Source organism: Geobacter grbiciae, from assembly GCF_018531165.1.
Taxonomy (GTDB): domain Bacteria; phylum Desulfobacterota; class Desulfuromonadia; order Geobacterales; family Geobacteraceae; genus Geobacter; species Geobacter metallireducens.
In genome coordinates, this window is the sequence record NZ_JAHDIW010000001.1 from 585,167 (window position 1) to 599,331 (window position 14,165).

Here is a 14,165-nt window from a genome sequence, read left to right on the forward strand (position 1 = left end):
TTGGGTTTGTTCGGTTAACGAGGTGCCGCGAGGGGCTCACCTCCGCCGGGAAAGCTCACCGACACCTGCCCCACATCCGCCCCCGACGTCATCCACACATCCCATCCGAGCCGGATGCCGCCGCCGAGCATGGCCGGCGGGGCCTCGCCGGGGGCGAGGATCAGTTCGATTTCGTAGGCGAGGGGGTCGGTGATGTAGAGGGCGACGAGGAGGTCGAGGCGCTTGCGCTCCGGGGTGCCGGGGAGGAGTTCGGCGAACCGGTCGCGGCGTAGGGGGCCCACCTCGATGCGGAACATGCCGGAGCGGTCGGGGATCTCGGAGCCCACAAAGGCGTCCTCGCCGAGGGTGCCGATGGTGCCGAGGCGTGAGCGCTCATCCGGCGGCACCGTCACGGTGCGGGGGACGGCGGAGATGACCTCCACTGGCTCGTCGAGGGCATCAGTCAGCAGCGTTCGCAGCCCCAGGGCCGACCGGGGGTGCTGGGCGAAGAGCCCCGTGTAGCGCAGGAGCGACCGGGGATCGGGGAGTTGGGCCCGAAGCGTTTCTTCGCCGTGCCCCCCGAGGGCGTGGAGCCGCTCCGTGACGGCGTCGCTGCGCTGCTCGTCCACCTGGAGAAAGAGCCGGTATTTCCTGGCAATGTCTGCGAAGATGCCGTAGAGGTGCCGGTTGACGATGTCGAGGAAATCCCGGCTGGCACTGCTGTCGGTGGCTTCCTCGTCGAGAAGCTCCTCGGTGTAGAAGGCGGGAAGCGGGGTCGCCTGGCCGTAGAGCCCCAGGAACGTGGCAATGACACGATAGCCGTCGCCGGCCCGCTCCACCCCGGCCACGTCCGCGGCCGGAAAACCCAGGGATAGCCGGGGGATCACCTCCACGGGCCGTTTGGCCCCGTCGCGCTCTCCGAAAAGCTCCAGGATCCGGAGCACCTGGAGGAAGGAGAATTCGTGCCCCCGGAGGAGGAGTTCCTGCTCTAAAGGAGCGGCTGGTATCCGGCTCGCGGCGGCCACTGGAACTCCTCTCCCCGCACGGTTTCGCGGATGGTCAGGCGCGTGAAGGTGTTGAGGGTGGCGCTCCCCGCCAGGAATTCGTCCAGGACCGACCCGAAGAGGAACAGATCCCCCGGCCCCGCGAAATGATCGCCCCGGATATCGATGGCGATCTCCACCCCCCGCATGGGGGCGCCCCGCACGATGCGGTCCGTCTGCCGGGTCGTGACCCGATCGATCCCCTCGATACGGCGTCGGTTGGCCGCAAGGAGGGTCCGGTCGAAACCGGGAAAGAGGTAGAGGCCGAGGCACTCCCGCAGGTTGTCGGCATGGGCCACGGAGAGGCGGCTCAGGGGAATGGCCGAGAGGAGCCGCCAGAGGAGGTTCGGCCCCAGGGGGGGCGGGGCCGACGGGGTGACGGGGGTGATGTTGCGGAACGTGGCAAAGGCCGGCGCATCCCGGGTGGGTTCCGCCACGTCGCCGACCCGGAGGCTTTCGGGGAGCCGCCCGTTGGTGCAGGTGAGCCCCACCGACAGGGTCGTCCCCTCCGGGGGTACCGTGCCAGGCGGGTAGGCGAGGGCGAGGCGGACGTCGCAGCCGTCCTTGAAGGGGGATTGCGCGATGGAGGTGTGGTAGCTGGGGCGTCCGTCGGCCGGAGTCCGGAATGCCTCGAAGGGGGCTAGGGGGTACTCCCGGGAAGTGCCCCGCTCGAAGGCGGTGACCCGGTCCACGGAAAAGACCTCGGCGTGACCGGGGGGCAGTTCGGCCGGCCGCAGGAGGTGGCGCTCCTTCCGGTGATCCAGGGGAATCGGGTCGGCATCGTGGGCGAAGAGGTTGACGGCCGGGGTGGCGAAGAGGGCGATGCTCTCCCGGCTGACTCGGGGCGCCTGGGCCGGCGCGTTCAGCAGTTCGAAGGTGACGCTGAACCGGGTGCCGTTGCCCCGGCCCCACCACTGGTCCCAGCCGGTCAGCTCCAGGAAGAAGAAGCGGCGGGGGGCCGTCAGGTACTCCTGGAGGAGCCGGTAGCCGGGGAAGGCGTGGGCGGGGTAGGGGATGAGGGGCTCATCTCCGTTGAGCCCCGCGGGCCTGAGGCAGTTGGCCGGCAGGACGGTCCCCGTTCCCCCCTCGGCGGGGGCGATGACGATGCGGGAAACGGAGCGGGCGAGGAGGAGGTAGAGCTCGGCCGCCTCGGCCTCCCCGGCCGCCAGGAAGAGCCGCAGGGATTGGGGCGCCCACTGGTCGAGGGTGAGCCCCGTGAGGGCCAGTCGGAGGGTCACGGCCGGGGGGCGGCCGGCAGGCTGGTCGAAGGAGGCGTCCTGGAGGGTGAGGGGGTGCACCTCCACGGGGCTCGTGGTTCGGAAGTGGCAGCGGGTCCCCTCCACCGGCACCGAGGCGAGCTGCATACCGGCCGCCACCGTCTGGGGCTGGACCAGGGAGGGCTTCGGCTCGAATGCAACAATGGTGGTGGCGGGAATGGGACGCAGGTAGTGGGGGGCCACGAGCCGCACCATGTCGTGGACCAATTCGGGGAAATCGTCATCCAGCTTCCGGCGCAGGAGCGCCGTCTGGAAGGCTACTCCCTCCAGGAGCCGTTCCACGTCCGGGTCGGTCGAGGTGCCCCCGAGCATCGGCGCCAAGGCCGGGTGCCGCTGGGCGAATTCGCCCCCCAGTTCCTTGAGGCGGGCCAGCTCTTCCTGATAGTGACGGGTGATCATTGCAAACCTCTATCGCTTGACGGCAATTTTGCCGTCGGTGTCCACCACGGTTTCGAATCGGACCGTACCCCCATCGTCATCGGTGATCCGGGCGGTGATCTGGAACCGGAGCGCCAGGACGTCGTCTTCCTGGGGGATGAAGGCGACTCTCACCCCGTCGAGGCGGGGCTCGTAGGTCTGGATGGCGACGCGGATGCTCCGCTCGATCTCCCGCACCGAGTCGGGGTAGGTCTGGAGGAAGTCGAGAAAATCGGGGACCCCGTAGTCGGGGGCAATGGGGGCGCTCCCCTGGCGAGTGTTGAGAATCTGGCGCAGGTGAGCCAGGACCGACTCCACCAGCCGCCCGTGGTCGGGGCGGCCGCGCCGGGCCGGGTCCCGCTCGAAGGAACGGATCCGCTCCAGAAGACGTTCGTCGCGCATGGGTTAGTCTCGCGCCACCACCATCAGCTCTACCTCCAGGTCGGCGGGGGCGTTGGTCCAGTAGAGGGCCAGGGTGTGCTCCCGCTCCACCAGGGGCCACTGGTCGCTGGCGGCGTCCACGGCGAAGTAGTGGGTGTCGGAACGGCGCGGCAGCTCTTGGGGCGGAACCGGCAGGTGGGCCAATTCGATGCCGGGGAGTGCCCGTGACGCCAAGACCGGCAGGTGCTCCCGGGCGCTGAGCTTGGCGGAGGTTTCCAGGGAGGGGAGGAAGGTGGACGGCTCTTCCTTGGTGCGCAGGGCCAGGTAGTAGCGGCTGCCGCCATCGAATACCGCAGGTTTCAGCTCGGCGCTGAAGAAGGTGCCGTCGTGGAGAAGCCGGATTACGTAGTCGGGGCCGGCGGTGATCTCGTCCAGGAGTTGGGCGATCAGGTCCCGGGCCTCGGCGAAGCACTCTCCCAGGGCCCGGTGGTCGTAAGGGGGAAGGAGGCGGACTCCGTCGTCCAGCTCTCCCAGGGCTGAGACCCGCTCCGAGAAGGAGGCCAGCTCGCCGATGAGCTGGCGCAGGGCACCGTAGGCGTCCCAGGGGTGGACCCGCCTGGCCTCGGTCAGGTGGAAGAGGTACGGCACGTGGCGGTTCAGGGAGCGGAGCGCCAGGAGGTAGACCAGGTCCCGGGAGCCGAACTCGGCGTTCTGAATCCCCCGCTGCTTCTTGTGCTCCTCCAGTTGCCGCCCCCGGGCCGCCACCTGGTCCCGGATTTCCCGGATGATGCGGAAGAGTGGTTCGCTGGCTTCCAGGGCCAGGGACGGGGGGATGAATCGCCGGGAGAGGCGCACCTCGGCCCCGAAGCGCTCCAGCCTGGCCACGGGAATCAGGTGCCAGTCCCCCAGCTGCTCCCGCTCGCTGTCCCAGAAGATCTTGAGCACATGCCGCAGCCGCTTCACCTGACCCGGGGGACCACCGGCGTGGAGATCCCGTGCCTCCTCGGGGTCCATGGGGGCCGCGAAACGGGTGGAGACGGCCGAAAGCCCCTCCAGACGCTCCACCGTCGTCACGTTTTCCCCCGCTTCCTGCCACTTGCGGATACCGACGGAGACCATGAGGGGTTTATCCCCCTCAAGCCAGGCACCGTCGAAGGAGCGGGGCTCGCATAGGGCGTTTTCGCCCAGGACCGCCCAGGTGCCGTCGGGGAAGAGAAATTCCCCCGAGAGGATGCTGAAAATCCCGGTGCCGAGGGCGCTCTCCTCGATATCCAACTCCCCGGCCCCCCAGAAATGGGGGTGGAGATAGCTGAAGAGGGGGGCGAAGCGCCCCTGGATTGACAGGTCAAGAAGCTGGAAGTGCTGGGGCTGGAGAAAGAGCCCCTGGTGCCAGTGGAGTGGGGGGTGGGCGGTCATGGTTTTTCGGTCTCCTCAGTCACGTCCTGGATCTCCTGGGGCCCCAGGAGGAGTTTCATGTCAAGCCGTCCCGGTTTCACGAGCTTGGTCCGGCGAATGAAGCCCTTCGTTTCCTCCACGGCGGGGATGGATATGAGGCGGGCCGAGCGATCCTTGTCAAGGCGGTAGTAGCCGGCAACGAACCCCACGTAGCGGGCACCTTCGGCCCGGTCCAGGGCCTCGTTCAGTTCCTGTCCCGGCTGGACCACGAGGCGTTTCGCCGTCGCTACTCCCGGATCGAAGCGGCCGCACTCCAGAAGCTTGATCAGGCCGTCGGGCTCGGTGCGGAACTGGTTGAAGGCATTGGGGTCCCGGAGCTGGTAGAGGCAGGCCACGAGAGCGTGGGGACTCTTCTGGAAGAGATTCAGCTGCGGGTCCCCCTTCAGGGTGACGGAGATCGCTTCCTTTTCGTAGCCCCAATCCAGCGGAGGCGTTGCCTTCGGAGTGGAGGTGCAGGAACATAGCGATGCTATGGCGGATACATAGAGCAGCAAAGCGGCTCGACGCTTCATGGGCTTCTCCCTATGGATGGTGTCGTCGGCAAGAGATAGGACAGACGGGTGGGGGGAAATGAAATATTCCTAAGTTTGCCAAAAATAAAGAAATTCTTATTATCATTTTTCATGTATGTATGTCAATCAGCTTGCGTCAACGTGTGGCAAGGCACTGAAAGAAGCAACGGAGCACTGCCGTGTCATTGCTGGCGGCGCAGCGAAGGCCAAGGGGCAGAATTGTGATCTGACGGCGTGAAAAAAGTAGAGACTTTGCTAAAGTTGACAGGCGTATCTATTTGATGCCGGAGAGGTGGCCATGAGTACCCATGATTCCCCTGTTCACATCGTTGTCGTAGGGTGTTTGATTCGAAACGGGCTCGGAGAGATCCTGTTGATCCGGCACCATAAACGTGGCTGGGAAATCCCGCAGGGGCGTGTCGAGGCGGGGGAGGGGATTGTCGACGCGCTTCGCCGGGAGGTGAGAGAGGAGACGGGGGTCGAGATCAAACCGGGACCCCTTGCTGCCGTCTGGTCCAAGGTTTCACCCCCTGCGTCGCTAATCCTCACTTTTCTGGCGGACTATGCGGAGGGTGAACTGGCTCCCAGCGATGAAACGCCGGAACTGGGGTGGTTTAACGAGTGCGAAGGGGTGGAGCTGATTGCTCATCCCGTGACGCGGGACCGGCTCAGGGCGCTTCTTGACTATTCGGGAACCGTTGCCTGTTTCTCGTACGCAACCAATCCATACAAGCTTTTGGGAAGTTTGGGGGAGCTATAGTCGCTATTCCATCCCCAGTCGGTGCATCTTTTTGTATAAGGCGGTGCGATGGATTCCAAGCATGCGTGCGGTCAGCGCCCGGTTCCCATCCGCAGCCTGCAGGGCCGATTCGATGGCGGCCCGCTCCGCCCTGGCTGTCTGTTCCTCCAGGGTGCCGGCGACCCCGATGGTCTGTCCCTTGTTGAGCGCCGGCGGCAGGTGGTGGGGCTCTATGGTCAATGCCTGGGATTTCCAGGCCATCTGGCGCATGACCCCGCGCAGTTCCCGCACATTGCCGGGCCAGTCGTGGGTCATGAGCGCCTCGGTGGCCCCGGCGGAAATCTTGAGCATCGGCAGCTCTTCGCGGCGTGACACTTCCGCCAGGAAATGCTTCGCCAGTAGCGGAATGTCTTCCGGCCTGGACCTGAGGGGGGGAATCTCGAGGGGGAACTCGTTGATGCGATAGTAGAGATCGGCGCGGAATCTCCCTTTGTTGACGTTCGTCATGAGATCGCGGTTTGTGGCGGCCACCAGGCGAAAGTCGACGGGGAGCGGCGCCGTGCCTCCCAGGCGGTCTATCTTACGCTCCTCAAGCACCCGCAGCAGCTTGGCCTGGCTTTCGAGGGGGAGTTCACCGATCTCATCGAGAAAAAGGGTGCCGCCGCACGCCAGTTCGAACTTGCCGGGCTTCCCCTTTTTCCTGGCGCCGCTGAAGGCCCCTTCTTCGTAGCCGAACAGTTCCGATTCGATCAGGTCGCGGGGGATTGCGCCGCAGTTTACGGCAATGAAAGGCCCCTTGTTCCTCCTCGAAGCTTCGTGGAGCGCCTGGGCGAACAACTCCTTGCCGGTCCCGCTTTCTCCCAGGATGAGCACGGTCGCGCCGGAGTCGGCCACGCGTCGTGCCTGTTCGATGAGCATCAGCATTTCTTTGTTTTTGGTGAGGATGCTGCGGAAGGAGTAGCGTTTCCCCCGCATTTCATCCAGCAGGGTCTCGAAACGCTCCACCTGGAGTTCCATGGTCCGCACCTTGGTAACCAGCTTCTCCACTTGTTCCGTGCTCTTGAAGAGGATTCTCCCGAAAGCCCCCATCACCTTGTTGTCCCGCCGGATGGGAAGGTTCACCGTGACCTTGGTCTTGCCGTGCAGGTCGACAACCTGGGCGTGTTCGGCCACGCCGGTGCGGGCCACCTCCGACAAATGGCTGGCCGGCGCAATGGCCGACAGGTCGAGGCCCAGTCCCCCTCCGACGTCCAGCCCCAGCCACTGCTCGTTGGACGGGCTGAGCAGGGTGACCTTCCCCGTAGCGTCGACGACCGTCAGTCCCTCGTAGGGGTTGTCGAGGACCATTTTCACCATCTCTTCATTCAGGCAGTTCTCTCCGTACGGCCCCAGTATATGGTCCGCAGCCCGAACGCGCCGGATTGCCAGCAGCTCCACCCCCTGCCGCCCCTCCGCTTGCACGAACCACTTCCTCCCCCAGAAAATCCACTCTCCTTTCTTCAGCCCCCGCAACTCGTCGGGAGGGAGATCACCCTCTCTGAACTCCAGGCCTGTCGTGTCGAAAAACTGCCGGTTCAGGGCGGTAACGCGGCCTGATTCGTCGAGGAGGACAATACCGCATCTGCAATAGTCTGCTTTAAGGAACAGCGAAGCGGGGGTGGATGTATCCATTGGTCGACATGTCTCCTTTTGGGTTCATAGCTGCAAAACCGCCATCTCTTCGGAGGTGGTGGGCGATGTGTGTATCCATATGTCTACACGCGTTAAAATATAACAAATCGTTTTCTAGATGTATACATTAAAAATATCATTACATATTAGTGTGTTACGATGTTGTCGCAGTTGTTGTCTTTGTTGGCACGGGTGTTGGATATAAAGGCGTTATAAAAAATAAATATGCCTGTGTCGGCATGAGGAGGGACGAATGTTTAATACCAGCGAAGAAGTACGCATTGTGACTGAAACCATACGCCAGGCGGCACGGGAACGGATTGCACCGGCGGCCGCATCCGTCGACGCGACCGGTGAGCTCGACAGCGAGGTGTTGTCGCTGCTGTGGGATCTGGGGCTCATGACTCTGGTGTTCCCGCCGGAGTTCGGCGGCGCGGAACAGAGCCAGGGGACGCTGCTCTGTACGGCAGTGGAAGAGATCGCGCGCCACTGCGCCTCATCCTCCTTGATGCTGATCATCCAGGCTGTAGGCAGTTTTCCGCTGCTGCACGGCGGCAGCCGGGAACTCCTGGAGCGGGTGCTCCCCCGGATTGTGGAAAGGCGGGAGTTGGCCGCCTATCTGGTCTCCGAGCCGGGTGCCGGGTCCGATGTCGGCTCTATCCGCACCACGGCGGTCAGGGATGGCAAAGAGTACGTCATCTCCGGCACCAAATGCTTCTCCACCAACGGACCGGTGGCATCCTACTACACCGTCCTGGCGCGCACCTCCGAGAACGGGCGTAACGGCCTCAGCTTTTTCCTGGTGGATGGCGATGCGCCGGGGCTCAAGGTGGGGAAGATCGAGAAGAAGCTTGGCCAGCGCGGCTCCAAGACCTCCGAGATGTATCTCGATGAAGTGCGCGTTCCCGCCGGCAACCTCCTTGGTGAAGAGGACAAGGGGTTCCTCCTTGCCATGAAGGATTTCGACATGTCCCGTCCCGCCATCGGCGCCCAGGCCCTCGGCATTGCCGAAGGGGCCTTTGACCAGATGCTGAAGCATTCCCGGGAGCGGAAGACCTTTGGGCAACCGCTCTGCGAGCACCAGATGATCCAGCAGATCATCGCCGACAGCGCCACCAAGATAGAAGCGGCGCGCGGCCTCATCTACCGGGCCGCGGCCCTCTACGACCAGGGCAAGCGCAACACCAAGCTCGCCTCCATGGGGAAGCTCTTCGCCTCCGACGCCGCCATGCAGATCACCACCGACGCCATTCAGGTCTTCGGCGGCTATGGCTACATGCAGGACTACCCGGTGGAGCGGATGTTCCGGGACGCCAAGCTGACCCAGATATTCGAGGGGGCCAACCAGATTCAGCGGCTGGTCATCGCCCGGGAGATCCTGAAAGAGGCCGTCTGAACCCCGGAAAGCGTGAATTTTCGCACTGATAAAAGGAGATATCCCCATGAAACATCTTACCGAAGAACAGAAACTGACGCTGGACATGGTGCGCGACGTGGCGACCCGCGAGATCGCGCCCCGGGCGCTGGAACTCGACGAGAAATCGCTCTTTCCGGAGTACGCCCGTGACCTCTTTGCCAAGCTGGGTCTCCTCAACCCGCTCCTCCCCGCTGCATACGGGGGCACGGAGATGGGAGTCCTGACCCTGGCCCTGATTCTCGAGGAACTGGGCCGCGTCTGCGCATCAACCGCCCTCCTCCTCATCGCCCAGACCGACGGCATGCTCCCGATCATCCACGGGGGGAGTCCTGAGCTCAAAGAACGCTATCTGCGCCGCTTCGCGGGTGAATCCACCCTGTTGACGGCCCTGGCCGCCACCGAGCCGGCCGCCGGTTCAGACCTCCTTGCCATGAAGACCCGGGCAGTGCGCCAGGGAGACAAGTATGTCATCAACGGCCAGAAGTGCTTCATCACCAACGGCTCCGTGGCCGACGTCATCGTCGTGTATGCCTACACCGATCCGGAGAAGGGGTCCAAGGGTATCAGCGCCTTTGTCGTGGAGAAGGGGACCCCGGGACTCGTCTACGGCCGCAACGAATCGAAGATGGGGATGCGGGGCTCCATCAACTCCGAGCTCTTTTTCGAGAACATGGAGATCCCGGCGGAAAACATCATCGGCGCTGAAGGGACCGGCTTTGCCAACCTCATGCAGACCCTCTCCACCAACCGAGTCTTCTGCGCGGCCCAGGCCGTCGGCATCGCCCAGGGTGCGCTGGACATAGCCGTCAGGCACACCCAGGACCGGGTGCAGTTCAGCAAGCCCATCGCCCACCTCGCGCCGGTTCAGTTCATGATCGCCGACATGGCGACGGCCGTGGAAGCCTCGCGGCTGTTGACCCGGAAGGCGGCGGAACTGCTCGATGATGGGGACAAGAAGGCGGTGCTCTACGGCAGTATGGCCAAGACCATGGCGAGCGACACTGCCATGCGGGTGACCACCGATGCCGTGCAGGTGCTCGGCGGCTCCGGCTACATGAAGGAAAACGGCGTGGAGCGGATGATGCGGGACGCCAAGCTGACCCAGATCTACACCGGCACCAATCAGATAACCCGCATGGTGACGGGGAGGGCCCTGTTGTTCCCGTAACGGGTAACAACAGGAATGTATCGTGACATCAGGCAGATAGCCTTAAGAGCGGAGAAAGAGAATGGCTAGGACAAATGTTATGATCGCCGAGACCTTTCCGGAATATCTGGTCGACCACAACCTGATCGACTGTGAGGTGGAGAGCCTCTGCAACGGCATGGTCCGGTACGAGAAACGGCCGGCCAGGCGCCGTGACGGGTCGGTGGCGGAAGGGCTCTACAACGCCTGGATCATCTTCGACAACCCCAGGCAGTACAACTCCTACACGACCGAGATGGTCAAGGCCACCATCCTTGCGTTCCGGCGGGCCTCCGTTGATCGCGAGGTGAATGCCGTGGTGTTCACCGGCGTGGGGGACAAGGCGTTCTGCACCGGCGGCAACACCAAGGAGTACGCGGAATACTACGCCGGCAATCCCCAGGAGTACCGGCAGTACATGCGGCTGTTCAACGACATGGTCTCCGCCATCCTCGGCTGCGACAAGCCGGTCATCTGCCGCGTCAACGGCATGCGGATCGGCGGCGGCCAGGAGATCGGCATGGCCTGCGACTTCTCCATCGCCCAGGATCTGGCAAACTTCGGCCAGGCAGGCCCCAAGCACGGCTCAGCCGCCATCGGCGGGGCAACCGACTTCCTTCCGCTGATGATCGGCTGCGAGCAGGCCATGGTGTCCGGCACCCTCTGCGAGCCCTTCTCGGCCCACAAGGCGGCACGGCTCGGCATCATCGCCGATGTGGTTCCGGCCCTCAAGATCGGCGGCAAATTCGTCGCCAACCCCACCGTTGTCACCGACCGGATGCTCGACGAGTACGGCCGTCTCGTCCACGGCGAATTCAAGACCGAAGCCGACTTCAAGGCGGGACAGGCCCGGATCAAGGAAGGGGAGGTCGATCTCAGCCTCCTGGACCAGAAGGTGGAAGAGCTCTGCGCCAAGCTCCTGGAGACCTTCCCCGAGTGCATGACCAAGAGCCTGGAGGAACTGCGCAAGCCGAAGCTCCAGGCGTGGAACCTGAACAAGGAAAACTCCCGCGCGTGGCTGGCGCTCAACATGATGAACGAGGCCCGCATCGGCTTCCGGGCGTTCAATGGAGGAACCAAGGAGACGGGGCGCGAGATCGACTTCGTCAAGCTTCGCCGTCAGCTGGCCAAGGGAACGCCCTGGGCCGAGGAGTTGATCGAAATTTGATGCTTCCGGTCGTCACGATGATCCGAGATGTCATCAGGGGCATAACGTGCCGGCAGGTGTGCCGAACCAATGAAACCATCCAACGGGGGTATCGTTTATGGAAAGCGTAATAAATGCCAAGCGCAGCTATGAAAAGGAGTACCGGCAGAAAGTCTGCTCGCCGGAAGAAGCCGCGGCAGCCGTCAAGTCGGGGGATTATCTCTGCTTCCCCATCAGCGTCGGGGAACCGACGCTCTTCGTGAGGGCGTTGGCGGCCCGCAAGCACGAGTTGGAAGGGGTCGTCATCAACCAGCAGCATCATCTCTGCCCCGATTACTTCACGGAGGATTCGGCTCCGCACATAAAAGTCAACGCATGGTTCACGAGCCACGTTTCCCGCGAGGCGGTCCAGAAGGGGTGGGCGGATTTCGTTCCCAACTATTTCCATGAGGTTCCCAAGCTCCTGCGGGAATACTGGCCCGTTGACGTGGCCGGGGCCGTGGTTTCCCCCATGGATGAGCATGGCTACTTCACCTGCAGCCTCTCCGTTGCCTACACCATGGAGGCGGTCAAGAAGGCAAAGAAAGTGGTGGTGCAGGTGAACCCCCAGGCCCCCCGGACCCACGGCAACTGCCATATTCACATCTCCGAGGTGGACCACATCATCGAGTGTGACGAGCCCCTGGCATCCTTGACCATCCCTCCCATCACGCCAGTTGAAGAGGCTATCGGCGGCTATATTTCGGAACTTGTGGAAGACGGTTCATGCCTGCAGCTCGGCTGGGGCGGCATACCGAACTCGGTCTGCAAGGCACTGCTGCATAAGAAGGATCTGGGGATACACACCGAGCTCCTTTCCGACGGCATGGTGGACCTGATGCTTTCAGGGGCGGTCAACAACTCCCGCAAGCAAACCCATACCGGCAAGACCGTCGCCACGTTCGCCCTCGGCACCAGCCGGCTCTATGAGTTCATGAACGAAAATCCGCGGATAGAGATGCACCCGGTGGATTACGTCAACTATCCCCACAACATCGGCAAAAACGACAACGTGGTGTCGATCAACGCCACGCTTGAGGTGGACCTGCTCGGCCAGTGCTGTTCCGAGTCGTTCGGGCATCTGCAGTACAGCGGAACCGGCGGCCAGGCCGATTTCGTCCGGGGTTCGAATATCTCCAACGGCGGTAAAGGCTTCATCACCACGGCGTCCACCGCAAAAAACGGAACCATATCACGCATCGTTCCGACCTTGGCGCCGGGGGCATCCGTCACCACCGGAAAGAACGATGTGGATTATGTGGTCACCGAATTCGGGGTGGCCAAGCTCCGGGGGCAGACTGCCCGGCAACGGGCCATCAACCTGATCAACATCGCACACCCCGATTTCCGGGGCGAACTCACCGAGGCAGCCAGAAGGATGAACCGCATTTAGAGCCTGTCGGCAGTACTGTCCCGCAACCGGTTTGGGAGGGGTACGTGATGAGATTTACATTGATGTATTGTGCAGCGGCTTTGGTAATGCTTGCGGTGCCGGTATCGGCCCAGGATGTTCCACAGCAGTCTCCGCCTGCGTATAATTGCGATTTTGAGCCGGCCTGCGAGGTGAGCCCCGGCATCTATGGAAATATGGCGTCACCCGTCACGAGTAAATTCAAACTGTCGATCGGCGGTTTTGTAAAGCTCGATTACGTGTACAACTCCGTCAATCTGGGCTCTGCAAACGGTATCGGCCTCGTGGCAACGCTGCAGCCCAACGGCATTCCCAAAACCAGTTCACCTGCGGCGAAACAGGATCAATCCCTCTTCTCCGCCCGACAGAGCCGCATCTGGTTCAAGGCCGAGGGGCCGACATTTCTGGGCGCCAGGACGGGCGCGCTAATCGAGACCGATTTCTTCGGCTCCGGCGGCAGCAGCAATGAAACCGCCACCATGCGGATCAGGCTTGCTTACGGCACCCTCGACTGGGCAAACACGCAAATCCTCTTCGGACAGTCCTGGGATCTCTTCGGGCCGGCGGCAGCATCCACTGTCGACTTCGGCCAGGGGCAGACCGCCGGCAACCCGACCACCCCCCGCGTTCCCCAGTTACGGGTGTCACAGAAAGTGAAGCTGAGCGAACAGAACTCTCTCAAACTCATAGCGGCACTGCAGAATCCGATACAGAACAGCAATACCGCAAACGGCACGGTGGGGGAATCCTGGGGAGCCAGGCCCAATATCGCGGGACAGGCGATGCTTGTCAGCAAGGCCCTTGGCGCTGCGCCCGGATTCTGGGGGCTCCCCATGAACCAGTTTACGCTTGGGCTGTTCGGCCTCTACGGCAATCAGGAGATAGCGGGCAACGGGGGAACGGTTGATTCGTGGGGATATGGCTTGTACGCGTTCGTGCCGGTTCTGAGGTCCGCGGATGGCAAAAGCAGGGCCATGACCGCCTCCTTCGAAGGGCAGGCGTACCGGGCCGCCAACATGTCGTTCAACTACGCAACCGTCAGCCCGTTAATTGGTCCGCAGGGGGACAAGACCGGCGCCAAGGGGTACGGCCTGTTCGGGCAGATGATATTCTATCCGGCCCAGAATCTGGGCATCACCGCCGGGTATGGCATGAGGGGGGCGGAAAACTTCACGGATTATACCCGGAGCGGCATCAAGGACTTCCAGAAATCAAATTCCCAGGCCTTTGCCAATATCGCCTACGACCTCAACGCCGCCGTCAGGGTTGCAACCGAGTATCAATATGTGAGCACCCGGTATGGCAACGTTACCGCAGGCACTTCTGATTTCGGGAAGGCGAACGTGTTCCGTTTCTCGATGATCTATTTCTTCTAGAATGTTCAGGTTCCCGCAATCGAGTTGCGCCGGAAGTTACCCGTGAGGCGCCCCGATAACAGACTGGCTGTCGGCTCCACCTTCACGACGGACACTCCCGGTTGCCGGAGGCGTC

At 62.9% G+C, this 14,165-nt stretch carries 12 protein-coding genes; 6 read left to right on the forward strand and 6 right to left on the reverse strand.

Features of this window, described 5'->3' with window-relative positions; all coding sequences use genetic code 11:
- Window positions 1-14 precede the first annotated feature (14 nt).
- The 5 genes from tssG to tssJ are packed head-to-tail and all read right to left on the reverse strand — an operon-like array spanning window position 15 to window position 5,064.
- Window positions 15-1,004 (reverse strand): type VI secretion system baseplate subunit TssG, encoded by a 990-nt coding sequence (gene tssG / locus KJB29_RS02635; protein WP_215733243.1) that lies wholly within the window; start codon window positions 1,002-1,004, stop codon window positions 15-17.
- Window positions 968-2,698, reverse strand: coding sequence for a type VI secretion system baseplate subunit TssF (tssF, locus tag KJB29_RS02640; protein ID WP_215733244.1), 1,731 nt, complete (start codon window positions 2,696-2,698; stop codon window positions 968-970). Before tssF ends, tssG begins: the two co-directional genes overlap by 37 nt.
- Before the next feature lie 9 nt (window positions 2,699-2,707).
- Window positions 2,708-3,118, reverse strand: coding sequence for a type VI secretion system baseplate subunit TssE (gene tssE / locus KJB29_RS02645; RefSeq protein WP_004512536.1), 411 nt, complete (start codon window positions 3,116-3,118; stop codon window positions 2,708-2,710).
- 3 nt (window positions 3,119-3,121) lie between these two features.
- Window positions 3,122-4,513 carry a type VI secretion system baseplate subunit TssK gene (gene tssK / locus KJB29_RS02650; protein WP_215733245.1) on the reverse strand — a complete coding sequence of 464 codons (1,392 nt, stop codon included), beginning with the start codon at window positions 4,511-4,513 and terminating at the stop codon, window positions 3,122-3,124.
- Window positions 4,510-5,064, reverse strand: coding sequence for a type VI secretion system lipoprotein TssJ (tssJ, locus tag KJB29_RS02655; RefSeq protein ID WP_215733246.1), 555 nt, complete (start codon window positions 5,062-5,064; stop codon window positions 4,510-4,512). Before tssJ ends, tssK begins: the two co-directional genes overlap by 4 nt.
- A gap of 298 nt (window positions 5,065-5,362) precedes the next feature.
- Here tssJ and KJB29_RS02660 point away from each other — a divergent pair, with 298 nt between their 5' ends.
- Window positions 5,363-5,824, forward strand: a complete 462-nt coding sequence (locus tag KJB29_RS02660; protein WP_215733247.1) for an NUDIX hydrolase — start codon at window positions 5,363-5,365, stop codon at window positions 5,822-5,824.
- Between the two features lie 3 nt (window positions 5,825-5,827).
- Here the strand turns inward: KJB29_RS02660 and KJB29_RS02665 are convergent, their stop codons facing one another.
- Window positions 5,828-7,474 carry a sigma-54 interaction domain-containing protein gene (locus KJB29_RS02665; RefSeq protein ID WP_215733248.1) on the reverse strand — a complete coding sequence of 549 codons (1,647 nt, stop codon included), beginning with the start codon at window positions 7,472-7,474 and terminating at the stop codon, window positions 5,828-5,830.
- Between the two features lie 253 nt (window positions 7,475-7,727).
- Between KJB29_RS02665 and KJB29_RS02670 the strand changes: the two genes are divergently transcribed.
- The 5 genes from KJB29_RS02670 (at window position 7,728) to KJB29_RS02690 (ending at window position 14,050) form a co-directional block, all read left to right on the forward strand.
- Window positions 7,728-8,870, forward strand: a complete 1,143-nt coding sequence (locus KJB29_RS02670) for a cyclohexane-1-carbonyl-CoA dehydrogenase (protein ID WP_215733249.1) — start codon at window positions 7,728-7,730, stop codon at window positions 8,868-8,870.
- Between the two features lie 46 nt (window positions 8,871-8,916).
- Window positions 8,917-10,059, forward strand: a complete 1,143-nt coding sequence (locus KJB29_RS02675; protein ID WP_215733250.1) for a cyclohex-1-ene-1-carbonyl-CoA dehydrogenase — start codon at window positions 8,917-8,919, stop codon at window positions 10,057-10,059.
- Window positions 10,060-10,120: 61 nt separating this feature from the next.
- Complete coding sequence (gene oah, locus KJB29_RS02680) at window positions 10,121-11,245, forward strand: 6-oxocyclohex-1-ene-1-carbonyl-CoA hydratase (RefSeq protein ID WP_215733251.1); 1,125 nt, start codon at window positions 10,121-10,123, stop codon at window positions 11,243-11,245.
- A gap of 97 nt (window positions 11,246-11,342) precedes the next feature.
- On the forward strand, window positions 11,343-12,656 hold the full coding sequence (locus KJB29_RS02685) for a succinyl-CoA:cyclohexane-1-carboxylate CoA transferase (protein ID WP_215733252.1): 1,314 nt from the start codon (window positions 11,343-11,345) through the stop codon (window positions 12,654-12,656).
- Window positions 12,657-12,703: 47 nt separating this feature from the next.
- A complete protein-coding gene (locus KJB29_RS02690) occupies window positions 12,704-14,050 on the forward strand; it encodes a hypothetical protein (RefSeq protein ID WP_215733253.1) in 1,347 nt (448 codons plus the stop codon).
- The last annotated feature ends 115 nt before the right edge of the window (window positions 14,051-14,165 follow it).